Genomic DNA, 26,802 nt, shown 5'->3' on the forward strand with positions numbered 1-26,802 from the left:
GACGCCCCCGCCGACGCCCCCGCCGCCGCCCCCGCCGCCGCCCACGCCGCCGCCCACGCCCACCCCCCCCCCGACGCCGTCTCCGCCCCCGCCCCCGGCGCCGACGCCCGAGCCGACGCCCGAGCCGACGCCGGAGCCGACGCCGGAGCCGACGCCCGAGCCGACGCCCGAGCCGACGCCCGAGCCAGAGCCGGCGCCCGAGTCCACCCCGGAACCGACGCCCACGCCTACCCCCGAGCCCGCCGCGTAGCTGGGGCGCCGGAGCTCCGGCGCCCCAGGAGTCCGCGGTTCCGCGTGCTCTCCTGAGCTTCCCCGCGATGGCGGGTCGAGGCCGGACCGTCGTCGCCGGCCGGCCGGCGACGACGCCTGGCGCGCTGTCCGCCCGGCCGGTCGGTCAGGCCGGCAGGAGGCCGGAAGCACCGTCATCGGCTGGGGAACGAATGTCGCCGCCATGGCCGGACGGCCCGGACCGCGCTCGACGGGCGCCGGGGGGAGTGAGGGGCGGGGGGCCGGTCCTGGCGGTCTGGCCGCGTTGGTCGGTCCACCCAGCGATGGGTGGCCATTCGTTGCCGGCTGCCCCCGCCCGAGACCACTGTGACCCCGGTCACTCCGCCTCGTCAAGCCGTCGTCGGCGTGTCGCTTCCCCGCCGGTCGTCCAGGGCGAGCCGGACCCGGCGGGCCAGCCGCAGCGCGGTCAGGGCGATCCGCCCGGACCGGCTGGTCAGGCGGCCGCGGTAGTCGGCGATGGCGGCGTTCCACTGCGGATCGGCATAGGTGGGGTAGGGGTGCATCGCACCGGTGAGGTGCGAGGTCGTCAGCCCGCGGGACACCGCCAGGGTCAGCTCGGTGAGCGCCTCACCGGCCCGCGGCCCCACGACCGTGGCCCCGCGCACCCGGTGCCGGCCGTCCACGACCAGCCGGGTGAACCCCTCGGTCGACTGCTCGGCGATCGCCCGGTCCGCACGGCGCAGCGGCTGCGTGTGGACCCGCCGGTCGGCTCCCGGCTCGCCCGTGGGCTCGCCCACCGCGGCCACCTCGGGGCGGGTGAAGGTCACGCGCGGCACTGCGGACAGGTCGACCCGGCGGCGCAGGCCGAGGACGGCGTTCGTGGCGGCGAGGTTGCCGTGCACCCCGGCGACGTGCGTGAACGCGGGATGCCCGGTGACGTCGCCGGCGGCCCAGATGCGGGGGTTCGTCGTGCGCAGCGCGTCGTCCACGACCACGCTGCCGTCCTCGCCCGTCGCGACACCGGCCGCGTCGAGACCGAGGCCCTGGATCCGTGGATCGCGCCCGACGGTCACCAGCAGCCGGTCGAAGTCGGCTCCGCCTCCATCGGCGAGGTGCAGCCGGCCCTGCCGACCGTCGCCCGTGACGCGGACGGGGGCGCTGCCCAGGCGCACGTCCACGCCGTCCCGGCGCAGCGCCTCGGTCAGGACCTCCGCGGCCCGCGGGTCCTCGCCGGCCAGCAGCCGGTCGCCGGCCTCCACCAGGGTCACGTGGACGCCGAGCCGCGCGAAGGCCTGACCGAGCTCGCAGCCGCTGGTGCCGCCACCGAGGACGACGAGCCGGTCCGGCAGATCCGACAGGCTCCAGACCGAGTCGGTGGTCAGCGGGTCGACGTCGGCCAGGCCGGTCAGATCGGGCATCCGCGGGGCGGAGCCCGTGCACAGCAGCGCCTGGCGGAACCGGGCGGGCGCGCCGTCGACCTCGGCGCGGGTCGCTCCCGTGAAGCGGACGGAGCCGGACGCCGTCTCGGCGCCCGAGGCGCGGACGGCGTCCGGGGAGTCGACCGGCGCGATGGTCTCGATCGCCTGCCGGACGGCGGCGAGGACGGCGGGTCCGTCCACGCGGACGTCGCCGACGTGCACGCCGTACCTTTCCGCGGCCCGCGCGTCGGCGGCCGCGTGGGCGGCGGCCAGCAGCGCCTTGGACGGCACGCACCCCGTCCACAGGCAGTCACCGCCGAAGCGCTCCCGCTCGACGAGCAGGACCCGGGCGCCGAGCGCGGCGGCGATCTGGGCACCGATCAGGCCGGCCGTGCCGGCGCCGACGACGAGCAGGTCCCAGCGGGCGCGGTCGAGCGCGGCAGGCGGCATGCCCCCACCTTTGCCCGTCGGGCCGTGCGCGCGCCAGGCGAGGTGCGCGCGGGTCCGTGCGACGGGCAGCCCCGTGGCGCATCTCCCCGCGGCGGTGCGGGCCCAGCACCCGACACGCCCGACGACACGCCGGGCAGCTCCGGAAGCTCCGGTGAGGCCCTGGCGACCATGCGTGACGACGGTCATCATCGGAACAGGACAGGGCCGCAACGCGTGGGGGGCGTCGCCGATCAGCACCAGCCAGCGTGGCGCCGCGCCGAGGGCGCTCCGCACGCCCGGGTTCGCATGCCTCCTGCTGTGCTTCGCGGCGGCCGGCGTGCTCGCCGCCCCGCCGGCCGCGGCCATCGACGACGTGACCCATCCCGACGCCCGCGTCACCCACGCGCCGAGCTGCCGGCCCGGCGGCCTGGTGGTCGAGGTCGTCGCCGGCACGCTGCCCTACGCCGTCCGCCTGGTCACCACCCGCGCCCCCGGTGCCGAGGCCGAGGCGCGCCTGCGCCCGGGGGAGGCCGTCGTCCTGCGCACCGGCGGCGTCGCCCCGGGGGAGACGATCGACGCCCGGCTGGAGTACGCCGCCGGGGACGGCTCGGGGACCAGGTTCGCCGACGAGCTCGCCGACCACACGTACACCCGTCCGACGCTCGAGGAGTGCTCCGCGGCCACCGCGCCGCAGCCGTCCGGGCCTCATGTTCCAGGCCCCGCTCCGACGACCCCGGGCGCACCGTCCCCGACACCGCCGCGGCCCGCGCCGTCGGCTCCGTCGCCCTCGGGGACGCCGTCGCCCAGCGAGCGGCCGTCCACGCCGCCCCCCTCCCCGCGGCCCCCGGCACCGTCGGCGGTGCAGCCGCAGAGCCGGACACCGGTGCCCGCCGGCGGCACCGTGCGGTTCCGGGTGGAGGGGTACGCGCCGGGCGAGCGGGTCACCCTCGCGCTGCCCGGGAGAGGGAGGGTGCTGGGGACGGCGCGGGCCGCCGCGGACGGCTCGGTCAGCGCGGAGGTGCGCATCCCGGCGGGTGTGCCGTCCGGCCCGGTGGCGCTGTACGTCGTCGGAGGCGACTCCGACGCCGTCGCCGCGGTTCCCCTCGAGGTGGCCGCAGCGGTGTCCGACCCTGCCCCGCAGGAGGCGTCGGCGCTGCCGCTGGTGGTGGCCGCCGGCGCACTCGCGGCCACCGGCACGGGGCTGGTGTCCATGACCGCCCGGCGACGACCCGGCCGCTGACCGGGCCGACGAGGCCGGGACTGTTTCAGCCCGGCCTCATCCGGGGACCACGCTGGCGTGCCACGGTCGGAGGACGCGCTCGCGCGCGGGATCCCCCGCGACGCCGCCGCGGTTCCGGGAGTCGCCCCCCGTCCCGCCGAGACGTGGTTGCGCATCGTGCAGGTGCACGACCGCATCACCCGGCGCGTCGACTCGGCCCTGCACCGCCAGCACGACCTCTCCCTCACCGGGTTCGAGGCGCTCCGGCGGATCGCCGACGCACCGGGGGAGCGGGCCTCCATGGGCGAGGTCGCCGAGGCCCTGGGGCTGTCCCGGCCCGGGGTGACCAGCACCGTGAGCCGACTGGTCGCCGACGGCCTCGTGCTGCGTGAACGGGGGGACGCCGACCGGCGGGTGCTGCACGCGAAGCTGACCCCCGCGGGGCGGCAGCGGGTCACCGAGGCGGCGCGCACGCACGACGACCTCGTGGCGCACCTGCTGACCCTGCTCGGGGACGACGCCGCCGTCGTCACCGACGCTCTGGCGCGCGTCTCCTCATCGGCGCGGTCCCGGCACTGATCCCTCCCCGCCGGGCCTGGTTACCGGCGGGTTCGCATCGTTGCCGGTTCGTTGTTATCCGGCGCTGTCCGCACCCCTGGGCTGTGCTTGCATGTGTGGCGCGGCTCACCGAGCCGGCAGACCAGCGACGGACCCCGGAGACGATGACGATGCGGCGAAGCCTGCGGAGCGCTCCGGTGTTCCTCCTGGTGGCGGCCGGCGTGCTCGCCGGCTGCGGTGACGACGACGGCGGCGACAGCAGCGTCGCCGGGGGCAGCGACTACCCGAGCGAGGACATCCGGCTGCTCGTCCCCTACGGCGCCGGCGGCCCCACCGACCTGACGACCCGCACCGTCGGCAGCTGCCTGGAGTCCGAGCTGGGCGAGACGGTGATCGTCGAGAACCTGCCCGGCGGGTCGGGCGCCCTGGCCACCACCGACCTGGTCAGCGCCGAGCCCGACGGGCACACCCTGTCCCTGATCACCGCCGGCACGATGGTGCTGACCCCGCTGGCCAACGAGGTCGGCTACACCTACGAGGACATCACCCCGATCGGCGTCATGGCCGAGGTGCCGTCGGTGCTGGCCGTGGGCGAGGACTCGCCGTACGCGTCGGCGGAGGAGCTCATGGAGGCGGCGGAGGCCGCGCCCGGCACCGTGAACGTCGGCGTTCCCGGCGCCTCGACACCCCAGGGCATCGAGCTCCAGCGGCTGGCCGACGAGCACGACGTCGAGGTCACCGTCATCCCGTTCGACGGCAACGCGGAGATGACCGCGGCGCTGCTCGGCGGCAACGTCGACGCCGTCCTGATCAACGCCTCCACGGACGTCGTCGAGAACATCGACGCCGGCCGGTTCGTCCCGCTCGTCACCTCCTCCGAGGAGCGGCTGGACTGGCTGCCCGACGTCCCCACCTTCACCGAGCTCGGCTTCGAGGGGCTGACGCTCTCCGGATCCACCTTCGGTCTCGCCGGCCCGGCCGGCCTGCCCGACGACGTCGTGACCACGCTCGAGGACACCCTGCAGACCTGCCTGGAGCAGGACGAGGTCCGGGAGCGCATCGGCCAGGAGTACGTGCCGGAGGAGTTCGCCGGGGCCGACGAGCTGGCCGAGGTCCTCGAGGACACGCAGCAGGTGTACGAACCGATCCTCGGCTGACCCCACTCCCACGATCCCGACCGCACGCCACCACCTGGAGGAACCATGCGCCCCATCCGACGGACCGCTCCTGCCCTGATCGCGGTCTCCGTGCTCATGCTCGCCGCTTGCGGTGGGGACGACGAGGGCGGCTCCTCCGGCGGAGGCGGCGGCGAGGCCGCCAGCGACTACCCGAACGACAGCATCACCCTCTACGTGCCCTACGCCGCGGGAGGCCCCACCGACCTCGCCGCGCGCACCATCGGCAGCTGCCTGGAGGAGGAGTTCGGGGAGACCGTGGTCGTGGAGAACCGCGAGGGCGCGTCGGGCTCCATCGGCATGCAGGCGATGCTGGCCGAGGACGCCGACGGGTACACCCTGTCGCTCATCGCGGTGCCGGCGTCGGCCACCAACCCCCTGCAGGGCGACGACGTGGGCTACACCAACGAGGACTACATCCCGATCGCCGCGGTCACCGAGATCCCGTCCGTCCTCGCCGTCGGAGCGGACTCGGAGTACGAGGACGCCGAGGCCTTCTTCGAGGCGGCGCAGGAGAACCCGGGCCAGCTCAACGTCGGCGTCCCGGGGACGACCACGTCGCAGGCCATGGAACTGAAGCGCATGGCCGAGGAGTACGACACCGAGCTGACCCTCCTGCCGTTCTCCGGCAACGCCGAGATGACCGCCGCGCTGCTGGGCGGGAATGTGGACGCGGTCTTCATCAACAGCTCGCAGGACGTGCTGTCGAACATCGAGGCCGGCAAGTTCGTGCCGCTGGCGGTGAGCACCCCCGAGCCGGTCGAGTACATCGACGCTCCGCCGCTGGCCGAGGTCGGCTTCCCCGAGCTGACCAACAGCGTGTCGGTCTTCGGCCTGGCGGCTCCGGCCGGGACGCCGGACGACGTCGTCAGCACGCTGGAGGACGCGGTGAGCACCTGCCTGGAGAAGCCGGAGACCATCGAGCAGCTCGGCGAGCAGTACGTGCCGGACGAGTTCATCGGCACCGAGGCCTTCCAGGAGCGCATCGAGGAGATCGTCGACGTCTACGGCCCGATCCTGCAGGACTGACCGACCGCCGCGGGCCCCGGCCGGGGCCCGCGGCGTCCGGCCTCCACCGCTGAGTCGACCGGGAGATCGATGTCGAAGCACCTGTACCGGATCGCACCGCTCGTCCTGCTGCTGTTCGGGGTCGTCGCGATGCTCCGGGCACGCGACCTGTCGCTCGGGCAGCTCGACGCGCCCGGCCCCGGGCTGTGGCCGTTCATCGTCGCCGGCCTGCTCACGCTGACGGCGCTGGTGCTGCTGTTCATCGACGACCCGGCCGACTACGAGCCGTGGACGCGGGGGACGGCCGGCATCGCGCTGGGGCTGCTCAGCCTCGGCGCGTTCATCGTGCTGTTCGAGAAGATCGGCTTCCTGATCCCGGCGGTGCTGATGCTGCTGATCTGGCTCCGCCTCTTCGCCCGGGAGCCCTGGCGCTGGGCGGTGCCGCTGGCGGTGATCGGCGCCGTGGTGTTCCACCTGGTCTTCGTCGAGGCTCTCGGCGTGCCCTTCCCCGACGACATCGTGCTGGGCGGCTGACATGGGCATCATGGACGGCCTCGGCGAGGGCTTCTCCGTCGCGCTGGACCCCACCAACATCCTGTACGTCTTCCTCGGCGTGCTGATCGGCACCGTCATCGGCGTTCTGCCGGGCCTGGGGCCGACGGCGACCATCGCTCTGCTGCTGCCGATCACCTACGAGCTCGAGGCGACGTCCTCGGTCATCCTGCTGGCCGGCATCTACTACGGCTCGATGTACGGCGGCACGATCACCTCGGTGCTGCTGCGGCTGCCCGGTGAGGCGGCCTCGGTGGTGACCGTGTTCGACGGCCACCAGATGGCCATGCAGGGTCGCGCCGGGCCGGCGCTCGGTATCGCCGCGGTCGGCTCGTTCATCGGCGGCACGTTGTCGGTGTTCGGCCTGATCCTGCTGGCACCTCCGCTGGCCGACCTGGCCGTCCAGTTCGGCGACCCCGAGTACGTCGCACTGACCGCGTTCGGCATCCTGCTGGTCACCTATCTCGGCACCAAGCACCCGGTGAAGGCGCTGTCCATGGCGGCGCTGGGCCTGTTCCTGGCCACCATCGGGCGGGATCTGGTCACGGGCACCAGCCGGTTCACCTTCGACCAGATCGAGCTGTTCGACGGGCTGGACTTCGTGGCGGTGGCCATGGGCCTGTTCGGCGTCGGGGAGATCCTCTACAACCTGGAGAAGACGGAGAAGGCCGAGCAGATCAAGAGCAAGGTCAAGAACATCTGGCCGACCCGCCGCGACTTCAAGGACTCCTCCGGGGCCATCGCCCGCGGGTCGGTCCTCGGGTTCTTCCTCGGCGTGCTGCCCGGCGGCGGCGGCGTCATCTCCTCGCTGGCCAGCTACGGGATGGAGAAGCGCCGCGCCAAGGATCCGAGCCGGTTCGGCAAGGGCGCCATCGAGGGCGTGGCCGGCCCCGAGACGGCGAACAACGCGTCGTCCACCTCGGCGTTCGTCCCGCTGCTCACGCTCGGCATCCCACCCAACGTGGTGCTGGCGCTGATCTACGGTGCGCTGCTCATCCAGGGCATCACGCCCGGCCCGCAGCTCATCGACAACAACCCGGAGATCTTCTGGGGCGTCATCGCCTCGATGTTCATCGGGAACCTCATGCTGCTGGCGTTGAACATCCCGCTCGTCGGGTTCTTCGTCCAACTGCTGCGCGTCCGCGCGGGCATCCTGGCCGCGTTCGCGCTGCTGATCACCATGGCCGGCGTCTTCTCGGTCAACAACGACGTCTTCGACATGTGGGTCGTGCTGGTGTTCGGCATCATCGGCTGGCTGATGAAGAAGACGGGCTTCGAGCCCGGTCCGCTGGTGCTCGCCTTCGTGTTGGGCGGCATCCTCGAGGAGTCGTTCCGCCGGTCCATGCTGCTCTCCGGCGGGGAGTTCAGCATCTTCTTCACCCGGCCCATGTCGGGCACCCTGTTCGCGGCGATGGCGCTGGTCATCCTGTACAGCTCGGTGATGGGGATCCGCCGACGCCGGCAGCGCAGCCAGCTGTCCGGTGTCGCGGAGGGCGAGCTGACGGCGACCGGCCTGGAGTCCGAGCCCGAGGGCACCGCGGGAGCGGCGGCCACCGACGGCCCGACCAGCGACGGCCCCACCACCGGTGGCAGCACGCGCGTCGACGGCGACCGGCCCTGAGCCGCGGCGCCGGCGGGGGCTGGTGCAGAGTGGTCGGAGCCGGGCGCGGGTGCCCGCACGAGCGGACGGGGAGCACGTGATCGACAAGAGGGTCGGGTCGCTCGTCGACGCCGTCGCCGACATCCGGGACGGCGCCACGGTGTTCGTCGGCGGGTTCGGCAACTCCGGCATCCCGGTCGAGCTGGTGCACGCCGTCCTCGACCAGGGCGCCCGCGACCTCACGCTGGTCACCAACAACGCCGGCAGCGGGGAGACCGACGTCGCCGCGCTCCTGCGCGAGCGGCGGGTCCGCAAGATCATCTGCTCGTACCCGCGGTCCAGCGGCTCGATCTGGTTCGAGGAGCGCTACCGCGCCGGCGAGCTGGAGCTCGAGCTCGTCCCGCAGGGCACGCTCAGCGAGCGGATGCGGGCGGCCGGCGCGGGCCTGGGCGGCTTCTTCACCCCCGCGGGCGCGGACTCCCTGCTCGCCGAGGGCAAGGAGGTGCGCATCATCAACGGCCGGCGGCACGTGTTCGAGGAGCCCCTGCACGGCGATGTCGCGCTGATCAAGGCACGCAAGGCCGACCGGTGGGGCAACCTCGTCTACTCCACGGCGGCGCGGAACTTCGGCCCCACCATGGCCACCGCGGCCACCCTGACCGTCGTCCAGGTGCGCGAGTTCGTCGAGCTCGGCGACCTGGACCCCGAGTGCATCGTGACCCCCGGCATCTTCGTCGACCGGGTCGTGCAGGTGGAGGCGTCATGAGCGGGCCCCGGCTCTCGTTGACCGACATGGCCCGTCGCGTGTCCCGCGACATCCCCAGCGGCGCCTACGTCAACCTCGGCATCGGCATGCCCACGCTGGTCGGCGACGTCGTCTCCCCCGAGAAGGAGATCGTCTACCACTCCGAGAACGGCATCCTCGGCATGGGACCGGCACCCGCACCGGGCGAGGGCGACCCCGAGCTGATCAACGCCGGCAAGCAGCCGGTCACGCTGGTGCCCGGTGGCTCCTTCTTCCACCACACCGACTCGTTCATGATGATGCGTGGCGGCCACATCGACGTCACCGTGCTCGGCGCATTCCAGGTCTCCGAGAAGGGCGACCTCGCCAACTGGGCCACCGACGAGGTCGGGCACCCGCCGGCGGTCGGCGGTGCGATGGACCTCGCGGTGGGCGCCAAGCGGGTGCTGGTCCTCATGACGCACACGACGAAGGCCGGCGCGCCCAAGATCCTCTCCTCGTGCACCTTCCCCCTGACCGCGGCCGCCGTCGTGGACCGGATCTACACCGAGTTGGCCGTTCTCGACGTGACCCGCGACGGCCTGGTCGTCCGCGAGATGGTCGCCGGCCTGGACCGCGAGGAGCTGCAGGCGCGCACCGGCGCCCGGCTGGCCTTCGCGGACGACGTCCTCGTGCTGGAGCCCGGCGCGGTCTGAGTGCACAGCCCCGTGTGGTGGACGGGGGCAAAAACTTCAAGCCCGTAGTGTTTCTCGCTGATCGAGTCCGGGCACGGACGCGATCATGATCGCGGAGTGCACCGTCGTCGTGCCCACGATCGGGCGGCCCTCGCTCGACGTGCTCCTCGACGCGCTCGCCGCGGCCCCGGGCCCCCGTCCGGCCGAGCTGATCCTGGTCGACGACCGGCCGACCGGGGCGCCGCTGGCCCCGGAACGCCCCGGGCTCCCGCCCGTCCGCGTCGTGCGCACCGGCGGCGGCGGCCCCGCCCGCGCCCGGAACCTGGGCTGGCGCAGCGCCCGGACACCCTGGATCGCCTTCCTCGACGACGACGTCGTCCCGGACGCCGACTGGTACGAGCGCCTGGCCACCGACCTCGCCGACCTCCCCGCCGACGTCGCCGGCAGCCAGGGCCGGGTACGCGTGCCGCTGCCGGAGCACCGGCGACCCACCGACTGGGAGCGGGGCACCGCCGGGCTGGCCACCTCCAGCTGGATCACCGCCGACCTCGCCTACCGCCGCGCCGCGCTGTCCGCGGTGGGCGGCTTCGACGAGCGCTTCCCGCGCGCCTTCCGCGAGGACTCCGACCTGGCCCTGCGGGTCATGGACACCGGCGCGCGCCTGGTCCGCGGCGACCGCTGGATCACCCACCCCGTGCGGCCCACCGACCGCTGGGTGAGCGTCCGCGTCCAGGCCGGCAACGCCGACGACGTCCTCATGCGGCGCCTGCACGGACCCGGCTGGCGCGAGCGGGCCGACGCCGCCCTGGGCCGCCGTCCACAGCACACCGCCGTCACCGCCGCGGCGCTCGCCGCGATCGGTGGGGCCGCCCTCCGCCGGCCGCGGACGGCCGCCCTCGCCGCCGCCGGCTGGCTGGCGGGGACCGCCGAGTTCGCCTGGGCCCGCATCGCACCCGGCCCGCGCAACCGCGCCGAGGTCACCACCATGCTCGCCACCAGTGCGCTCATCCCGCCGCTGGCCACCTGGCACTGGCTCAAGGGCGTCGCCCGGCACCGGCGGGTGCCGCGGTGGAAGGGGCTGCCCGACCTGGTGCTCTTCGACCGCGACGGCACCCTGGTCCGCGACTACCCCTACAACGGCGACCCCGCGCTGGTGAAGCCGGTGGACGGCGCTGTGGAGGCGCTGGAAGCCCTCCGCGCCCGCGGGGTGGAGGTCGGCGTCGTCAGCAACCAGTCCGGCGTGGCCCGCGGCCTCATCACCCGCGCGCAGGTCGACGCCTGCATGGCGCGGCTCGAGGAGCTGCTCGGCCCCTTCGACACCCTGCAGGTCTGCCCGCACGGCCCGGACGACGGCTGCGCGTGCCGTAAGCCCGCCCCCGGCATGGTCAAGGCCGCCTGCGCCGAGCTCGACGTCGACCCCGCGCGGTGCGTGGTGATCGGCGACATCGCCGCCGACGTGGACGCGGCGGCGGCAGCCGGGGCGGCCGGGATCATGGTGCCGACACCGGTGACGCGGACGTCCGAAGTGGCCGCCGCGGCGCACGTCGCCCCGACCCTGACCGCCGCGGTGGACGACGTCCTGGGCGGCCGGTGGTGACCCGCGCGCGCACCGTGCTCGTGGCCCGGCTGGACAACGCCGGGGACGTCCTGCTGCAGGGCCCGCTGGTGCGGGCCCTCGCGCACGGCGCCGACCGCATCGTGTTCCTCGCCGGCCCGGAGGGTGCCGCGGCCGCCGAGCTGCTGCCGGGGGCCGACGAGGTGTGGACGTGGGCCTGCCCGTGGATCCTCGGCGACGCCCCGCCCGTGGACGCCGACGACCTCGCCGCCCTCACCGACCGCGTGCGGTCGCTGGCGCCCGACGAGGCGGTGATCTCCACGTCGTTCCACCAGTCGCCGCTGCCCCTGGCCCTGGTGCTCCGGACGGCCGGGGTCCCGCGGATCTCGGCGATCAGCGTCGACTACCCCGGCGCGCTGCTCGACGTCCGCCACCGGGTCGAGGACGACCTGCCCGAGCCGGAACGGGCGCTCTCGCTGGCCCGCGCGGCCGGCTTCGATCTCCCTCCCGGGGACGACGGCCGGCTGGCGCTGCGCCGTCCGCTGCCCCCCGTGGACGTGCCGCCGGGCTACGTCGTGCTGCACCCGGGCGCCTCCGTGCCGGCCCGGGCCTGGCCCGCCCAGCGGTGCGCGGAGGCGGTCGAGGCGCTGGCCGACGCCGGGTACCGGGTGCTGGTCACCGGCGGCCCGGCCGAGCGGGAGCTGACCGCGTTCGTCGCGGGGAGCCGCGGCGTCGACCTGGGGGGCGCGACCACGCTCGCCGAGATGGCATCGGTCCTCGCCGGCGCCGCTGCGGTCGTCGTCGGCAACACCGGGCCGGCGCACCTCGCCGCCGCCGTGGGGACGCCGGTGGTCTCGCTGTTCGCGCCCGTGGTCCCCGCCGCGCGGTGGGCGCCCTACGGCGTCCCCACCGTCCTGCTCGGGAACCAGGACGCACCCTGCCGCGACACCCGGGCGCGCGAGTGCCCGGTGCCCGGCCACCCCTGCCTGACCTCGGTGACGGCGCAGGACGTCGTCGCCGCGGTCGACGAGCTCGCCACGGTCCAGCAGCCGGCCGTCGCGCCACCCTTCGCCGCGGAACGAGAGGCGGCGACCAGCCTCCAGGGGGCACCGTGAAGGTCCTGGTCTGGCACGTGCACGGCTCCTGGACGACGGCGTTCGTCCAGGGCACCCACGAGTACCTGATCCCCGTCGTCGACGGCCCCGACGGAACCAGGAGCCCCGACGGGCTGGGCCGCGCCCGCACCTGGGCCTGGCCGGCGTCCGCCCGCGAGGTGACGCCCGAGCAGCTGCGCAGCCTGAGTGACGCCGGCGGCATCGACCTGGTGATCTTGCAGCGCACCCGCGACCTGGAGCTGGTCCGCGAGTGGCTGGGCCGCGAGCCCGGCCGCGACCTGCCCGCGGTCTTCCTGGAGCACAACGCGCCCGGCCTGGAGCCCGACGACGGCCCGGTGCCGCACACCCGGCACCCGATGTCCGAGCGCACCGACATCCCGATCGCGCACGTCACGCACTTCAACCGGCTCTTCTACGACAACGGACGGGCGCCGACCACGGTCATCGAGCACGGCATCGTCGACCCGGGCGAGCGCTGGACAGGCGAACTGTCCCGTGCCGCCGTCGTCGTCAACGAGCCGGTCCGCCGGGGTCGCACCGTCGGCGCGGACCTGCTGTCCGGGCTCGCGCAGGCCGCGCCGGTCGACGTCTTCGGCATGGGCCTGACCGGCCTGCACGAGCGGTACGGCCTCGACCCCGACCGGGTGGCGCTGTTCGACGACCCGCCGCAGGCCGCCATGCACACCGAGCTGGCCCGCCGCCGCGTGTACGTACATCCGGTGCGCTGGACCTCGCTGGGCCTGGCGCTGCTGGAGGCCATGCACCTGGGCATGCCGGTGGTCGCGCTGGCCACCACCGAGGTGGTCGAGGCGGTGCCGGCCGAGGCCGGGGTGATCTCCACCCGGCCGGAGCAGCTGTGGACGGCGGTGCGGGAGTTCCTGCACGACGAGGACGCCGCCCGGCTGGCCGGCAAGGCCGCCCGGGCCGCGGCGCTGGAGCGCTACGGCCTGGACCGCTTCCTGCGCGACTGGGATGCGCTGCTGCTGGAGGTGACCCGATGAGGACCGACCAACTGGGCGCGTACCGGCTCAGGATCGACCTGGTGTCCGAGCACGCCAGCCCCCTCGCAGCCATCGGCGGCGTGGACGCCGGCGGGCAGAACGTGCACGTCGCCGCCCTGGCGGCAGGCCTCGCCCAGCGCGGGCACGAGGTCACCGTGCACACCCGCCGCGACGACGAGTCGCTGCCCGAGCGGGTCGTCACGCAGGACGGCTACAACGTCGTCCACGTGCCCGCCGGGCCAGCGCGCGAGCTGCCCAAGGACGACCTGCTGCGGCACATGCCGGAGTTCGCCACCAACCTCCGCCGCAGCTGGGCCGCGCACGCCCCGGACCTCGTCCACGCGCACTTCTGGATGAGCGGGCTGGCGTCGGTCGCAGCCGCTGGGGAGATCCCGGTCCTGCAGACCTTCCACGCGCTCGGCTCGGTCAAGCGCCGTCACCAGGGCGACGCCGACACCTCGCCGCCGAACCGGATCGAGCTGGAGCGCTCGCTGTGCCGCAGCGTCGCGCACGTGGTCGCCACCTGCACCGACGAGGTGTTCGAGCTGCGCCGGCTCGGGCTGACCACCGACCGCGTCTCGATCGTGCCGTGCGGCGTCGACACCGCGGTGTTCACGCCGGACGGCCCGGTGGCGCCGCGGAACGGCCGCAAGCGGCTGCTCGTGCTCGGCCGGCTGGTCGAGCGCAAGGGCCAGGACGACGCGGTGCGGGCGCTGCGGGCGGTGCCGGACGCCGAGCTCGTCGTCGTCGGCGGTCCGCACGCCGACCGGCTCGACGCCGACCCCGAGGTGCGCCGGCTGCGGGCGATCGCCGCCGAGGCCGGGGTGGCCGACCGGCTGGTGTTCGCCGGCTCGGTGGCCCGGGCGGACGTCCCCGCCTGGGTGCGCTCGGCCGACGTCGTCCTCGCGGTGCCCTGGTACGAGCCGTTCGGCATCACGCCCCTGGAGGCCATGGCCTGCGGCCGGCCGGTGGTGGCCACCGCCGTCGGCGGGCTCCAGGACAGCGTCGCCGACGGCGTCACCGGCGACCTCGTGCCGCCGCGCGACCCGGAACGCCTCGGTCAGGTGCTCGCCGCGCTGCTGGCCGACGACGCCCGGCGGGCCGCGTACGGCGCCGCCGGCGTGCAGCGCGCCCGCGACCGTTACCGGTGGAGCCGCGTCGTGGCCGACACCGACACCGTCTACCGGCAGGTACTCGCCAGCCGCCGTCCCGTGGAGGTCGCCCGATGACGGTCAGCCCGCACAGCTTCTTCGAGAACGTCGCGGCAGACGTCCCCGACCCCACCACGTGCACGCACCTCACCGGCGCCGACCACGTCGCCTCGCTGACCGCGGCGATCGGGTCGCTGAACGGTCAGCTCGCCGTGCTCGACGACTGGGGGCGGCTGCTGGCCGGCGTGCTCACCGGGGAGTCGCGGGGGCGGCTGCTCGCGGCGGGCAACGGGGGCAGCGCCGCCCAGGCGCAGCACCTGACCGCCGAGCTGGTCGGCCGCTACCGTGCCGACCGGCCGCCGTTCTCCGCCATCTGCCTCACCGCGGAGACCTCGTCGCTCACCGCCATCGCCAACGACTACCCGGCCGACGAGCTGTTCGCCCGGCAGGTCGAGGCGCACGGCCGTCCCGGCGACGTACTGGTGCTGCTCTCCACCTCGGGCCGCTCACCGAACGCCGTCGCCGCCGCCCGCCGGGCCCGCGAGTGCGGGATCACCACGCTGGCGATGACCGGCCCGGCACCCAACCCGCTGGCCGGCGTCGCCGACGACGCGGTGTGCATCGACTCCCCGTGGACGGCGACGGTGCAGGAGTGCCACCTGGTCGCGCTGCACCTCGTGTGCGCCGCGTTCGACGCCGCCGTGCTGGCCGAGCCCTCACGCGTGCCGACCGGGCCGACGCTGGGGACCGCCCGATGAGCCGCCCGTCGGAGGCTCGGCCGCTGGTCGTCGTCGGCGACGCGCTGCTCGACGTCGACCTCGTCGGCAGCGCTTCCCGGCTCAGCCCGGACGCCCCGGTGCCGGTGGTCGAGGACGTCGAGCGCCGCGAGCGCCCCGGCGGCGCCGCCCTGGCCGCGGTCATCGCCGCCGCCGCGACCTCCCGCGAGGTCGTCCTGGTGGCGCCCCTGGACTCCGACGACGGCGCGGCCCGGCTCCGCGAGCTGCTCGAGGGGCGGGTGCGGCTGATCGCGATCCCGGCCGGCGGCGGCACCGCGGTCAAGCAGCGCATCCGCGTCGGCGACCACTCCGTCGCCCGCCTGGACAGCGGGGCGCCGCTGGCCACGCTCGGCGCGCTGCCCGCCGAGGCGGCCGAGGCGATCCGCACCGCCGCGGCCGTGCTGGTCGCCGACTACGGCCGGGGCACGACGGCGGCCGCCGACGTCCGCGAGGCGCTGGCCGGTGCCCGCGGTCCGGTGGTGTGGGACCCGCACCCCCGCGGCGCCGAGCCGGTGCGCGGGGTCCGCCTGGTCACCCCCAACGCGGCCGAGGCGGCGCGGGTGGTGCCGGACGTGCCCGGCGACGGTCTGGCAGCGGTCGGCGCCCGCGCCGAGGCGCTCATCGCGCACTGGGGCGTGGGGGCGGTCGCGGTCACCATGGGCGCCCGCGGTGCGCTGCTGTCCTACGGCTCGGGCGCGCCCATGGTCGTGCCGGCCGTACCGGTCACCGGCGGCGACCCGTGCGGCGCCGGAGACTCGTTCGCGGCGGCGGCGGCGCTGGCACTCGCCGACGGCGCGGTGACGGGGGAGGCGGTGTCGTCCGCGGTGGCCTTCGCCGGCGTGTTCGTGGCCCGCGGGGGCGCGACCGCCTGGGACCGCGAGACCCCGAACGTGGTCGCCGAGCCGGGCGCCGAGGGCGTGATCGCGCGCGTGCGGGCGGCCGGCGGCACCGTCGTCGCCACCGGGGGTTGCTTCGACCTGCTGCACCCAGGGCACGTCGCGACGCTGCGGGCCGCCCGCGGTCTGGGCGACTGCCTGGTCGTGTGCATCAACTCCGACGACTCGGTCCGCCGGCTCAAGGGCCCCACGCGCCCGCTGAACAGCGCTCCCGACCGGGCTCGCGTGCTCGAGGCGCTGGAGTTCGTCGACGCCGTCGTCGTGTTCGACGAGGACACCCCCTCGGCGGTCCTGGACCGGCTGCGCCCCGACGTGTGGGCCAAGGGCGGCGACTACGCCGGTGCCGACCTGCCCGAGGCAGCGGTCCTGCGCACGTGGGGCGGCCAGGCCGTCGTCCTGCCGTACCTGGACGGCCACTCGACCACGGCCCTGGTCGAGCGCTCCCGCGTATGACAGGACCCTGCCGCCCCCCACGCCTCGCAGGCTCGGCGCGGGCCCCTGCGGCAGGGCCGTTCCAGCCCGTCACCGTCGTGCTGCGGCCGCTCGGGCTGGGTGACCTGCTGACCGGGGTGCCGGCCATCCGGGCCGTCCGGGCGGCCGTCCCGGACCACCGGCTGGTCCTGGCGACGACGGCGTCGCTGGCGCCCCTCGCCCGCCTGGTCGACGCCGTCGACGAGGTGCTCCCCGCCGGTGAGCTCGAGCCGCTGGACTGGTCCGGCCCGCCGCCCGAGCTCGCCGTCGACCTGCACGGCAAGGGCCCCGCCTCGCACCGGATCGTGGCCGATCTGCGCCCTGCGCGGCTGCTCACGTTCGACAGCCCCGGCTACCCGGGCCCGCGCTGGTACGCCGACGAGCACGAGGTGGCGCGCTGGTGCCGGCTGGTCGGCGAGGGGCTGGGGGTCGAGGCGGACCCCGATGCGCTCGACCTCGCCGTGCCGCCGGTGCCGGCCCCGGTGCGCGATGCCGCAGTCGTCCACCCCGGGGCTGCGTACCCGGGCCGCCGCTGGCCGCCCGACCGGTTCGCCGCCGTCGCCCGGCACCTCGCCGACGCCGGCCACGACGTCCGCATCACCGGTGGCCCGGCCGAGGTGGAGCTGGCCCAGGCCGTGGCCGCGGGCGCCGGGCTCGGGCCGGACGCCGTGCTGGCCGGCCGCACGACGTCGATGGAGCTGGCCGCCGTGGTCGCCGCCGCCCGGGTCGTGGTGTGCGGGGACACCGGGGTGGCGCACCTGGCGACCGCCTACCGCCGTCCCTCGGTGGTGCTGTTCGGGCCGGTGTCGCCCGCGCTGTGGGGACCGCCGGCGCGGACGGGGTCGGACGGGAGAGCGCTGCACGTCGTCCTCTGGCACGGGGACGGCGCCGGCGACCCGTGGGGCACCGAGCTCGACCCCGCGCTGGCCCGCATCACCGTCGACGAGGTGCTGGCCGCGGTGAACGCTCACGGCTGACGGCCGTCGCCCCTCCTGCAACTGAACGGTTGCAAGTCTGCGTCTTGGGTGCAACCATCTGGTTGCCCGACGGGGCGGCGGCCGGGGAGGTGGCGATGAACGAGGGAACCGACCGGATCGAGCGTTCCATCCGGATCGATGCGCGTGCCGATCGGGTCTGGCACCTGGTGTCCCAGCCCGGCTGGTGGATCAACGACGGCCGGGTCACCCAGCACCGCATCGAGGTGGACGGCGACGTCGCGATCGTCCACGACCCGGTGCACGGCGCCTTCCCCGTCCGGACCGTCCGGCTGGACCCGCCTCGGTACGCCGCGTTCCGCTGGCGGGCTGCCGACGGCGCGCACCGGTCCATCGACGAGGAGTCGACGTTGATCGAGTTCTGGGTCGAGGACAGCCCCCAGGGCGGCGTCCTCCTCCGTGTCGTGGAGAGCGGGCTGCAGGGGCTGCGGACGAGCGAGGAGCAGCAGCGACGCGACCGTGCCGACCACCTGGCGGGCTGGGAGCAGGAGCTCGCGGCCGCCCGCGCCTTCCTGGAGGGCGCATGAGCGCCGTTGCCACCGACATCGGTCAGGTATTCGCGGCCCTGGGCGATCCACAGCGCCGCCACCTGCTGGAAGCCCTCGCCGGCCATCCCGCCGGCGCATCGGCGACCACCCTGGCCGGACCACTGCCGGTCTCCCGTCAGGCGGTCGACAAGCACCTGCGGCTCCTGGAGCGGGCGGGACTGGTCTCCGCCGCGCGCCACGGCCGTGAGATGCGCTTCACCGTGCGCAGGGACCAGCTCGACCGCTCGGCCGACTGGCTGACCGAGCTCGGGAATCGCTGGGAGCAGCGCCTGGCCGGGCTGAAGACGGCCGCCGAGGCCCTGGACGACGACTGGACAGCCGGTCCGGCTCATCCCGAGCCGGACGCGGGCGCCGGCTCGACGACATCGACCACTCGAGGAGGAGCACCATGAGCCACCCGACCGACCCGGCCTTCGAGGGCGGACGCAACATCGCGATGAAGGTCCCGCCGCACCAGTGGGAAGCCACCGTCGGTTTCTACCGGGACACCCTCGGTCTGCGGGAGCTCGACAACCCCTTCACCTCCGGCCCGCAGTCAGTGGGGTTCGCCTTCGGGATGAACCGACTGTGGGTCGACCGGGTACCGGGGATGAGCCAGGCAGAGTTGTGGCTGCAGGTGACCACCGCGGACACGGCGGCCGCGGCCGAGCACCTGGCCGCCTCGGGCGTCGCCCGGTGCGACGCCATCGAGCCCCTGGGCAGCGAGTCGGCGTTCTGGGTCGCCAGCCCGGCCGCCATCGTGCACCTGGTCTCCGAGCCTGACGCTGACTGAGCCCCCCGACCCTCAGCCGCGCTGGCGGAGGGCGTCGAAGAGCACGGCCTGCAGGTCGGTGGGGTCGGTGGCCGAGTAGGCCTCTCCGCCGGTCGCCTCGGCGATGCTCTCCAGCGCCGACAGGTCCGCGTCCGGACCGAGCGCGACGCCGATGACCTTGACCGGGCGTTCGGGGTCGGCCTCCGCGTTCAGCTGGATCAGCAGGTTCTCCATGCTGATGCCGTTCGCGTCGTCCTCGTTCGTGCCGTCGGTGACCAGCAGCACGCTGTTGACGGCGGTCGGATCGTAGTTCGCCCGCGCCGCCCGGACCGCGGCCAGCGTCGTGTCGTACAGCCCCGTGCCGCCGGGGGTCAGCCGGTCGGGGAGGGTGACGGCCTGGGCGTCCAGGATCTCCCGCTGCGTCTGGCCGTCGACCTCGGTGTCCAGCTTCCGGATGGGCACCAGCTCCTGCCAGTCCTGGTCGCCGGCCAGCTCGTAGGCGAACGCCCAGAGCCCGAGCGCGTACTCGCCCGGCACCAGCGCCAGGGTCGTCCGCGCCGCGTCCCGGGCCAGCGTCGCGCGCGTACCGCCGCCGACCGGGGCCTCCATCGACGTGGACACGTCGAAGACGGCCAGGATCCGGGACGGCGTGGCCAGGGTCGACAGCCGGCCCAGCAGGCCACCCACCTCGGCCGGGTCCAGCTCCACCTCCGCCGGGGCCTCCTCGCGGATGCCGCTCTCCTCGCCGGCCGCCGGGGGTGCGGCGCCGTCGGGGCCCCGGAAGCCGGCCTCCATGGCGGCAGCCCGTGCGTCCTCGGAGGTCAGCACGCGGACGACGGCGTCGACCGCCTCCTCCGGCGCACCGCTCTCCCCGACCCGCAGCACCGGGTAGTCGAGCATCGGGGAACCCTCGGAGGGGTAGATCGCGACGAGCGAGGACTCGGCGTCGTCACGGCGGGCGGCGTACACGGTCTGCTCGCTCACCGGTACCAGGGCGGCGTCGGCGGCGCCCTGGCCGGCGGCCTCCAGCGCCTCCTCGGCGGACCCGGAGCGGGCAGCGGCCAGCACCACCTCGACGACGCCGTTGTCGGCCTGCTCGCCTCCGCCCAGCGCGGAGCGCAGCGCGGTCAGCGCGGCGATGCCCTCGGCGCTGCCGGCCAGGTCGGGCACCGCCACCGCCTGGTCGGTGGTGAGCGCCTCACCCCAGGAGGGCGGGGCGTCGCTCCAGCCGGCCTCGTCGACGACGGCCTGGCTGGTGGCCAGCACGACGGGGGAGGAGCCGAGCGAGCCCTCGTCGGTCAGCTCCGTCCCGCCGGCGCGCAGCGCCCACAGCGACGAGTCGGGCACCCACACGTCGGGAAGCGACTCGGGATCCAGCGCGCTCAGGGCGCCGGCGGTCTGCAGCGGCTCCTGGGCGGTGATCTCAGCGGTGATGCAGCCGTCGGCATCCAGAGCGCCGGGTTCGGAGAGGAGTTCCTGGGTCAGCGAGACCAGTTCGGGGGCGACCGTCACGTCGACGGTCGAGCGCGTGGCGCACTCCTCGCCGTCGCCGGCGGTCAGCCACCACCCCAGGCCACCGGCGAGGAGGAGGACGACCACGGCCCCGGCAGCGATCAGGGCGGCGGGAAACCGGCGGTCGGTGGCAGTCGGATCAGCGTGGCGGCCCATGCTCGCTCTCTGTCATCACTCGGCAACGGGCGCGGCCCCCCCGGTCCGCAGGGACACCCTAGAGGGGAAAGCTGTGCCGCCGGCCGGAACACCGGTCTCAGCCGGCGCGCACCTCCCGGGCGGCGAGCTGTTCGGCGAACCATGCGACCGTGCGCCGCAGCCCCTCCTCGGACGGCACCTGCGGCCGCCAGTCCAGCAGCTGCTCGGCGCGCGTGGTGTCGGGGCGCCGGACCTTCGGGTCGTCCACGGGCAGGTCGATGAAGTCGATCGGCGAGTCCGACCCGGTGAGCTCGACGATCCACTCGGCCAGCCGGAGCATCGAGAGCTCGTCGGGGTTGCCGATGTTCACCGGTCCCGCGTGGCCGGAGAACGCCATGGTCAGGATGCCGGTCACGGTGTCGTCGACGTAGCAGATCGAGCGGGTCTGGGAGCCGTCACCGGCGACCGTGAGCGGCCGGCCGGACAGCGCCTGGCCCACGAAGGCGGGGATCGCCCGGCCGTCGTCGGCGCGCATCCGCGGTCCGTAGGTGTTGAAGATGCGCACGATGCCGGTGTCGGTGCCGCGGGAGCTGCGGTACGCCGTCGTCAGTGCCTCGCTGAACCGCTTCGCCTCGTCGTAGACGCCTCGCGGGCCGACGGGGTTGACGTTGCCCCAGTACTCCTCGGGCTGCGGGTGCACGAGCGGGTCGCCGTACACCTCCGACGTCGAGGCCAGGACGTAGCGGGCGCCCTTCTCCCGGGCCAGGCCCAGGGTGTGCAGCGTGCCGAGACTGCCGACCTTCAGCGTCTCGATCGGCATCTTCAGGTAGTCCAGCGGGCTGGCCGGAGAGGCGAAGTGCAGCACCAGGTCGACCGGCCCCGGCACGTGCACGTAGTCGGTGACGTCGCAGCGCACCAGCCGGAACCCGGGGTGCTCCATGAGGTGCACGACGTTCTCCGGCGACCCGGTGAGGAAGTTGTCGAGGCAGACCACCTCGACCCCGCGGTCGAGCAGGTGCTCGCAGAGGTGTGAGCCCAGGAAACCGGCGCCGCCGGTCACCACCGCCCGTCGGATGTCCCGTGCTGCCCGCACCGGCTGTGCCATGACTTGCTCCCTCGTCCGCCTCTGGCGCACGGCCAGGCGCCACCGTCCCTGGCCCCCTACCCGGGGGATCGTGGCGTGCACACTTCGACGTCGAAGTAATTCGCGGCGGGTGGCGGCTCCGCGCTGCGGGCGGCCGCCCGGCACGGCGGCGCGCGGAGGCATTCCGCACAGTGGGACGCGGGCGACGATTGGGTCACAAGTCCGTCCGAATGACGCTGCCGCTCCGTGTCTGCGGTCACAATGGGCGCAACGCACAGTCATGGTCGCGACGTGTTGTGCTGTACGTCACGCCCAGAGAAGGAGATCGAGTGCAGGCGTTCGACACCGAGGTCTCGTCCCGTTTGGTCGACCTCGCCCCGCTGCTGCTGGAGCAGCTGGACGCCATGACCGATCGCATGGTGGACGTGCTCTCCCGTACGGAGCCGGCCTACCGCGACTTCATCGCCGGCTCCGAGGAGGAGCTGCGCCGCTCGACGCGCGACAACCTCGAGCACGGCCTCCTCGCGCTCGTCGGCGCTCCCGTTCCCGACCGCCCGGCGCTGCACGGAGCTCGCGAGGTGGGGCGCCGCAGAGCCAAGCAGGGCATCCCGCTGGAAGCGGTCCTGCGGGCGTACCGGCTCGGTGGGCAGGTGACCTGGGAGGCGCTGCTCAAGGTCTCCGCCCAGGCCGGTGGCCGGCACGACGCCCTCCTGCTGCAGGTCGCCGGCACCGTCTGGCGCACCAACGACGGCGAGTGCGCCGCGCTGGCGGAGGGCTACCGCGACGAACAGCGCCGGCTGGCCGGCGTCGACGAGGAGACCCGCCTCCGGATGCTGGACGGGCTGCTGGACGGCCGGGGGGACGACCCGGCGTTCGTGCGCACGGCCGCGGACCTGCTGGCCATGTCGCTGGACGGCCGCCTTATGGCCGTCGTCGCACTGCCCGACGAGAACGGCGGACCGGGGCTCGACGGTGTGGGCACCGAACTGCTCCGGCACGGCGTGCGCTCGGTCTGGGGCACCCGGTCGGGTGCGCAGGTGGGCGTGATCGCGCTGGGCGTGCTGAGCGCGGCCGAGATCCGTGGCCGGCTGCAGGCGCTGACCACCGGCCCGGTCGGGGTCTCCGCGCCGGTCGACGGGGCCGGGGCGGTCGCCTCCGCCTACCGGCTGGCCGAGACGGCGGCGCGGACCCTGCCGCGGGCGACGCGCCGGGTCGTCACGATCGACGAGCGGCTGCCCGAAGCGCTGCTGAGCAACTCCCCGGAGATCAGCTCCCGCCTCGTGGGTCAGACGCTGGGCGGGCTGCTGGCCCTGCCCGCGGACGAGCGCGAGGTGCTGCTGGACACGCTGGCCGCGTTCCTGGCCTCGGACGGTTCGCCCACCCGCGCCGCCGACGAGCTCTACTGCCACCGCAACACGGTCATGCACCGGTTGCGGCGGATCGAGCAGGTCACCGGCCGCAAGGTCGCCGACCCGCGCGCCCGCCTGCAGTGGCAGCTCGCCCTGCTGGGCGCACAGCACGGGCGGCCGACCCAGCGGTCGGCCTGAGGATGAACCCCAGTCCGCTCCGCAGCGCGAGCGACGGCCCCGTCCAGGGGAGGACGGGGTCCTCTTACTGGAGGTAGCTCTCGACCTGCGGCTCGGGGCGGGGCTGCGCCTCGTCCGGGTCCTCGTCGTACTGGCGCTTGGCCCGCCGCTGCCGCAGCAGGTCCCAGCACTGGTCGAGGTCGGCCTCGAGCTTGCTCATGCGGGTGCGCGTCTCGTCGGTGTGCTCGTCGCTGTCGCGGAGCTTGTGCTCCTCCTCGACCAGCGAGTGGATGCGGCTGAGGATGTCGTTCTCGTCCATGCAGGGGTGCTGCCCCCACGCGGGGGCACGAAACGGTCAGCGGGCGGTCTCCGGCACCCAGCCCTCCACGAACGCGGCCAGCCGGCGGGTGACCGCGCCACCGGCGCGACCGAGCGCGAGCAGCGCGGCCCGCTCCAGCGGGATGCGGACCGGCCGCCGGGCGTCCTGCCGGCTGACGACGGCGTGACCCGCGGCCACCAGCTCCGGCCGGGGGCGTGCCAGCTGGGCGCGCACCCGGTCCAGCGCCGCCTCCGTGGGTCCGGCGTTGCCCTCGACCATCGCGGTGACGAAGGCGGGATCGCTGCCGATGACGCGGGTGCCGTCGCGGAAGCTGCCGGCGCCCAGCGCCAGCGCCAGCGGCCCGGCCTCGGCGGCGGCCGAGGCCAGGGCCGCGGCCAGCAGGTGCGGCACGTGGCTGATCGCCGCGACGGCGTCGTCGTGCTCCGCGGCGGTGACCGGCACGACCTCGGCGCCGACCGCCAGCGCGATCTCGGCCACCCGCAGCCAGCGGGGCAGCTCGGTGTCCGGCTGCACGCACAGCGCCCACCGTGCACCGGCGAACAGCGCCGGGTCGACCGCCTCGTGACCGGAGCGCTCGGTGCCGCACATCGGGTGGCCACCGACGAACCGGCTGCCCAGCGCCGGGGTCAGCGCCTCCAGGACGGGGCCCTTCACCGAACCGAGGTCGGTGACGGTCGCGCCGGGGTCGACCCGCAGCCCGTCCAGGGCCGTGGTCATCGCGTGGAGCGGCACGGCGAGGACGACCACGCCGGAGAGCTCGCGGGTGATCGTCACCCCACGGGCGGACGCCGCGTCGCAGGCAGTGGGGTCGGTGTCCCAGCCGGACACGGGGCGGCCGGCGGCGACCAGCGCGGCGGCCAGGGAGCCGCCCAGCTGACCGAGCCCGACGACCGAGACGGGGGGCGCCGGCATGGTCGGCACCGGGAACGAGGGGGCCCGCCCGGTAGCAGCGTTCCCGGCACCTTCGGCATCGGCCATGATCAGAGGCTATGACCCCCGCGCAGCTCGACCCCCACGTGCCATGACCCACGTGCTCCTCCATCCCCACACGCCATGACGCCGCGGTCGTTCCTCCTCACGCAGGAGCTCGCCGACTACGTCCGCGCCTCGTCGGACGCCGTCGACGAGGTGCTGGCCGACCTGATCCGGGAGACGGCGGAGATGGCCGAGCGCGGCGAGGCGCCCGGCTCGATGCAGATCGCGCCCGAGCAGGGCGTCCTCATGCGGCTGCTCACCACGGCCGTGGGCGCCCGGACGGCGATCGAGATCGGCACGTTCACCGGCCTCTCCGCGCTCTGCATCGCCCGGGGATTGCCCGCCGACGGCTCGCTGCTCTGCCTCGACCGCAGCGAGGAGTGGACGGCGGTGGCCCGCCGGTACTGGGAGCGCGCCGGAGTGGCGGACCGGATCGAGCTGCGGCTCGGGGACGCGCTGCCCACCCTGCGGGCGCTGCCGGCCGAGCCGGCCTACGACCTGGCGTTCGTCGACGCGGACAAGACCGGATACGCGGCCTACGTCGAGGAACTGCACCCGCGGCTGCGCGCGAACGGCGTCGTCCTGCTGGACAACACCCTGCGCGAGGGGCGTGTGCTGGACCCGCAGGACGAGTCCGACCGGGCCCTGGCCGAGCTGAACGCCGCCCTGGCCACGGACCCCCGGTGGGAGACCGCGCTGCTGCCGCTGGCCGACGGCCTGACCGTGCTGCGCAAGCGATGAGCGCGGTGGACGGCGCGCCTCCCGGCCCGGCCAGCTACGCGGTGCGGATCTCGCGGGCGGGCGCGCGCTGGCGGGTGGAGCTGCTGGCCGAGGACGCCGGCGACGAGCTGCCGGTCCTGGAGCGGGCACTGGGCGACGTCGGGGCCTGGCCGCCGCCGTTCGTGGTGGTCGTGGACTCCCGGTTGTACTTCGTCGTGCTGCGGCACGGGCCGGGTGGGATGGTCCGGGCGCTGATCTCCGACGCGACGATGCTCGAATGGGTGCTCGCCGCCGAGGTGGTGGAGCGGTACGGGATAGGCGTCGACACCGACGGCGCCTTCGATGACGACGAGAGCGGCTGGCCGGGTGGGGACATGGACGTCCTCGCCGACGACGGACTGCCCGCCGAGGAGCTGAGGACGATCGTGACTGCTGACGACCTGTGGGCCGACGAGATGGTGCAGCGGATCGCCGCACGGCTCGGGTTCGCCGACGAGCTGGCCGCGGCGGTGCACCCGTGACCGGCACCGTGTCGGCGGTGGTCTTCGATCTCGGCGGGGTGATCACCGAGAGCCCGATGATCGCGTTCGCCGCGTACGAGCGGGAGGCCGGGCTCCCCGACGGGCTCATCCGGCAGCTCAACTCCACCGACCCGGACACCAACGCGTGGGCCCGCTTCGAGCGCAACGAGCTGGACGTGCCCGGCTTCTCGGCGGCGTTCGAGGCCGAGGCGGCCGCGCTCGGGCACCGGCTGGACGCGGGCCGCGTGCTGGCCGCGCTCCGCGGGGAGGTGCGGCCGGCCATGGTGGCCGCCATCCGCGCGCTGAAGGAGGCCGGGCTGCCGCTGGGGATGGTGTCGAACAACGTCTCCCCGATGGAACGGGGCGGGCGGATGGACGACATCCTCGACCTGTTCGACGTCATCGTGGAGTCGTCGGTCGAGGGCGTGCGCAAGCCCGAGCCGGAGATCTACCGGCGGGCGCTGGACCGGCTCTCCGACGCCGTCGGCCGGCGGATCGAGGCGACCGACTGCGCCTACCTGGACGACCTGGGCATCAACCTCAAGCCTGCGCGGGCGCTGGGCTTCTCGACCATCAAGGTGGTCGACCCCGACGCCGCGATCGCGGAGCTCTCCGCACTGGTCGGCTTCCCGCTGGACGGCGCCGCTCGAGCGTCATGACCCTCGATGTCGACGGCGCGATGGGCCGGGCGCTGGAACTCGCGGCCGCGGCGCAGGAGTGGGGCGACACCCCCATCGGCGCCGTCGTCCTCGGGCCGGACGGCGCGCTGCTGGCCGAGGCCGCCAACGAGCGGGAGAAGGTCGGCGACCCCACCGCGCATGCGGAGGTCCTGGCGCTGCGGGCGGCGGCGCGCGTGCACGGTGACGGCTGGCGGCTGACCGGCTGCACGCTGGTGGTCACCCTCGAGCCGTGCACGATGTGCGCCGGTGCCAGCGTGCTGGCCCGGGTCGACCGGGTGGTCTACGGCGCCGAGGACCCCAAGGCCGGTGCGGCCGGCTCGCTCTGGGACGTCGTCCGCGACCGGCGGCTCAACCACCGGCCGGAGGTCACCGCGGGCGTCCGTGCCGAGGAGTCCGCCATGCTGCTACGTGCGTTCTTCCGCGCGCACCGGGGCCTGTAGTCTC

The 26,802-nt window shown here is 74.8% G+C and carries 29 protein-coding genes; 23 read left to right on the forward strand and 6 right to left on the reverse strand.

The features are described 5' to 3' along the window. Positions 1-225: hypothetical protein (locus tag RM425_RS15990; RefSeq protein ID WP_311346211.1), on the reverse strand; the 225-nt coding region annotated here is incomplete at its 3' end. 392 nt (positions 226-617) lie between these two features. Next, positions 618-2,096, reverse strand: a complete 1,479-nt coding sequence (locus RM425_RS15995) for a dihydrolipoyl dehydrogenase family protein (protein WP_311346212.1) — start codon at positions 2,094-2,096, stop codon at positions 618-620. Positions 2,097-2,268: 172 nt separating this feature from the next. On the opposite strand from RM425_RS15995, the gene RM425_RS16000 reads away from it, so the two are divergent. From RM425_RS16000 to RM425_RS16085, 18 genes are all read left to right on the forward strand, one after another. Continuing rightward, entirely contained in the window at positions 2,269-3,315 is a 1,047-nt protein-coding gene (locus tag RM425_RS16000; RefSeq protein WP_311346213.1) for a hypothetical protein, read from the forward strand. A 57-nt stretch (positions 3,316-3,372) separates the two neighbouring features. Further along, positions 3,373-3,873, forward strand: a complete 501-nt coding sequence (locus RM425_RS16005; protein WP_311346214.1) for a MarR family winged helix-turn-helix transcriptional regulator — start codon at positions 3,373-3,375, stop codon at positions 3,871-3,873. Between the two features lie 176 nt (positions 3,874-4,049). Continuing rightward, positions 4,050-5,009, forward strand: coding sequence for a tripartite tricarboxylate transporter substrate binding protein (locus RM425_RS16010; RefSeq protein WP_311346215.1), 960 nt, complete (start codon positions 4,050-4,052; stop codon positions 5,007-5,009). 45 nt (positions 5,010-5,054) lie between these two features. Further along, on the forward strand, positions 5,055-6,056 hold the full coding sequence (locus RM425_RS16015; protein WP_311346216.1) for a tripartite tricarboxylate transporter substrate binding protein: 1,002 nt from the start codon (positions 5,055-5,057) through the stop codon (positions 6,054-6,056). A gap of 69 nt (positions 6,057-6,125) precedes the next feature. After that, entirely contained in the window at positions 6,126-6,569 is a 444-nt protein-coding gene (locus RM425_RS16020; protein ID WP_311346217.1) for a tripartite tricarboxylate transporter TctB family protein, read from the forward strand. Between the two features lies 1 nt (position 6,570). Then, the gene (locus tag RM425_RS16025) at positions 6,571-8,208 is read left to right on the forward strand and encodes a tripartite tricarboxylate transporter permease (RefSeq protein ID WP_311346218.1); all 1,638 of its coding nucleotides are present in this window, start codon (positions 6,571-6,573) and stop codon (positions 8,206-8,208) included. 76 nt (positions 8,209-8,284) lie between these two features. Next, on the forward strand, positions 8,285-8,953 hold the full coding sequence (locus tag RM425_RS16030) for a 3-oxoacid CoA-transferase subunit A (protein ID WP_311346219.1): 669 nt from the start codon (positions 8,285-8,287) through the stop codon (positions 8,951-8,953). Next, the gene (locus tag RM425_RS16035; RefSeq protein ID WP_311346220.1) at positions 8,950-9,627 is read left to right on the forward strand and encodes a 3-oxoacid CoA-transferase subunit B; all 678 of its coding nucleotides are present in this window, start codon (positions 8,950-8,952) and stop codon (positions 9,625-9,627) included. The genes RM425_RS16030 and RM425_RS16035 overlap by 4 nt, the downstream gene beginning before the upstream one ends. Positions 9,628-9,712: 85 nt before the next feature. Beyond that, positions 9,713-11,203 (forward strand): HAD-IIIA family hydrolase, encoded by a 1,491-nt coding sequence (locus RM425_RS16040; protein WP_311346221.1) that lies wholly within the window; start codon positions 9,713-9,715, stop codon positions 11,201-11,203. Then, positions 11,200-12,276 (forward strand): glycosyltransferase family 9 protein, encoded by a 1,077-nt coding sequence (locus RM425_RS16045; RefSeq protein WP_311346222.1) that lies wholly within the window; start codon positions 11,200-11,202, stop codon positions 12,274-12,276. The genes RM425_RS16040 and RM425_RS16045 overlap by 4 nt, the downstream gene beginning before the upstream one ends. Then, complete coding sequence (locus tag RM425_RS16050; RefSeq protein ID WP_311346223.1) at positions 12,273-13,277, forward strand: glycosyltransferase; 1,005 nt, start codon at positions 12,273-12,275, stop codon at positions 13,275-13,277. The genes RM425_RS16045 and RM425_RS16050 overlap by 4 nt, the downstream gene beginning before the upstream one ends. After that, complete coding sequence (locus RM425_RS16055) at positions 13,274-14,506, forward strand: glycosyltransferase (protein WP_311346224.1); 1,233 nt, start codon at positions 13,274-13,276, stop codon at positions 14,504-14,506. Before RM425_RS16050 ends, RM425_RS16055 begins: the two co-directional genes overlap by 4 nt. Next, entirely contained in the window at positions 14,503-15,186 is a 684-nt protein-coding gene (locus RM425_RS16060) for a D-sedoheptulose-7-phosphate isomerase (RefSeq protein WP_311346225.1), read from the forward strand. Before RM425_RS16055 ends, RM425_RS16060 begins: the two co-directional genes overlap by 4 nt. Next, positions 15,183-16,553, forward strand: coding sequence for a D-glycero-beta-D-manno-heptose 1-phosphate adenylyltransferase (rfaE2, locus tag RM425_RS16065; RefSeq protein WP_311346226.1), 1,371 nt, complete (start codon positions 15,183-15,185; stop codon positions 16,551-16,553). Before RM425_RS16060 ends, rfaE2 begins: the two co-directional genes overlap by 4 nt. A gap of 77 nt (positions 16,554-16,630) precedes the next feature. After that, positions 16,631-17,548, forward strand: a complete 918-nt coding sequence (locus tag RM425_RS16070) for a glycosyltransferase family 9 protein (protein ID WP_311346227.1) — start codon at positions 16,631-16,633, stop codon at positions 17,546-17,548. 95 nt (positions 17,549-17,643) lie between these two features. Next, the gene (locus tag RM425_RS16075; protein ID WP_311346228.1) at positions 17,644-18,093 is read left to right on the forward strand and encodes an SRPBCC domain-containing protein; all 450 of its coding nucleotides are present in this window, start codon (positions 17,644-17,646) and stop codon (positions 18,091-18,093) included. After that, a complete protein-coding gene (locus RM425_RS16080; protein WP_311346229.1) occupies positions 18,090-18,506 on the forward strand; it encodes an ArsR/SmtB family transcription factor in 417 nt (138 codons plus the stop codon). The genes RM425_RS16075 and RM425_RS16080 overlap by 4 nt, the downstream gene beginning before the upstream one ends. Then, a complete protein-coding gene (locus RM425_RS16085; protein WP_311346230.1) occupies positions 18,503-18,886 on the forward strand; it encodes a hypothetical protein in 384 nt (127 codons plus the stop codon). Before RM425_RS16080 ends, RM425_RS16085 begins: the two co-directional genes overlap by 4 nt. Positions 18,887-18,898: 12 nt before the next feature. Here RM425_RS16085 and RM425_RS16090 read toward each other — a convergent pair whose 3' ends face one another. After that, positions 18,899-20,533, reverse strand: coding sequence for a substrate-binding domain-containing protein (locus RM425_RS16090; protein WP_311346231.1), 1,635 nt, complete (start codon positions 20,531-20,533; stop codon positions 18,899-18,901). Between the two features lie 97 nt (positions 20,534-20,630). Beyond that, entirely contained in the window at positions 20,631-21,617 is a 987-nt protein-coding gene (locus RM425_RS16095) for a UDP-glucuronic acid decarboxylase family protein (RefSeq protein WP_311346232.1), read from the reverse strand. 308 nt (positions 21,618-21,925) lie between these two features. Here RM425_RS16095 and RM425_RS16100 point away from each other — a divergent pair, with 308 nt between their 5' ends. Beyond that, entirely contained in the window at positions 21,926-23,143 is a 1,218-nt protein-coding gene (locus RM425_RS16100) for a PucR family transcriptional regulator (protein WP_311346233.1), read from the forward strand. A 64-nt stretch (positions 23,144-23,207) separates the two neighbouring features. On the opposite strand, the gene RM425_RS16105 is transcribed toward RM425_RS16100, so the two are convergent. Next, entirely contained in the window at positions 23,208-23,441 is a 234-nt protein-coding gene (locus RM425_RS16105; protein ID WP_311346234.1) for a DUF2630 family protein, read from the reverse strand. A 36-nt stretch (positions 23,442-23,477) separates the two neighbouring features. Further along, complete coding sequence (locus RM425_RS16110) at positions 23,478-24,440, reverse strand: prephenate dehydrogenase (protein ID WP_311346235.1); 963 nt, start codon at positions 24,438-24,440, stop codon at positions 23,478-23,480. A 75-nt stretch (positions 24,441-24,515) separates the two neighbouring features. On the opposite strand from RM425_RS16110, the gene RM425_RS16115 reads away from it, so the two are divergent. The 4 genes from RM425_RS16115 to RM425_RS16130 are packed head-to-tail and all read left to right on the forward strand — an operon-like array spanning position 24,516 to position 26,798. Then, positions 24,516-25,178, forward strand: a complete 663-nt coding sequence (locus RM425_RS16115) for an O-methyltransferase (protein ID WP_311346236.1) — start codon at positions 24,516-24,518, stop codon at positions 25,176-25,178. Next, the gene (locus tag RM425_RS16120; protein ID WP_311346237.1) at positions 25,175-25,678 is read left to right on the forward strand and encodes a tRNA adenosine deaminase-associated protein; all 504 of its coding nucleotides are present in this window, start codon (positions 25,175-25,177) and stop codon (positions 25,676-25,678) included. Before RM425_RS16115 ends, RM425_RS16120 begins: the two co-directional genes overlap by 4 nt. Further along, positions 25,675-26,337 (forward strand): HAD-IA family hydrolase, encoded by a 663-nt coding sequence (locus RM425_RS16125; RefSeq protein WP_311346238.1) that lies wholly within the window; start codon positions 25,675-25,677, stop codon positions 26,335-26,337. The genes RM425_RS16120 and RM425_RS16125 overlap by 4 nt, the downstream gene beginning before the upstream one ends. Further along, complete coding sequence (locus tag RM425_RS16130; RefSeq protein ID WP_311346239.1) at positions 26,334-26,798, forward strand: nucleoside deaminase; 465 nt, start codon at positions 26,334-26,336, stop codon at positions 26,796-26,798. Before RM425_RS16125 ends, RM425_RS16130 begins: the two co-directional genes overlap by 4 nt. Positions 26,799-26,802: the final 4 nt, after the last annotated feature.

The sequence above is a fragment of the Blastococcus goldschmidtiae genome (assembly GCF_031845325.1).
Lineage (GTDB): Bacteria > Actinomycetota > Actinomycetes > Mycobacteriales > Geodermatophilaceae > Blastococcus > Blastococcus goldschmidtiae.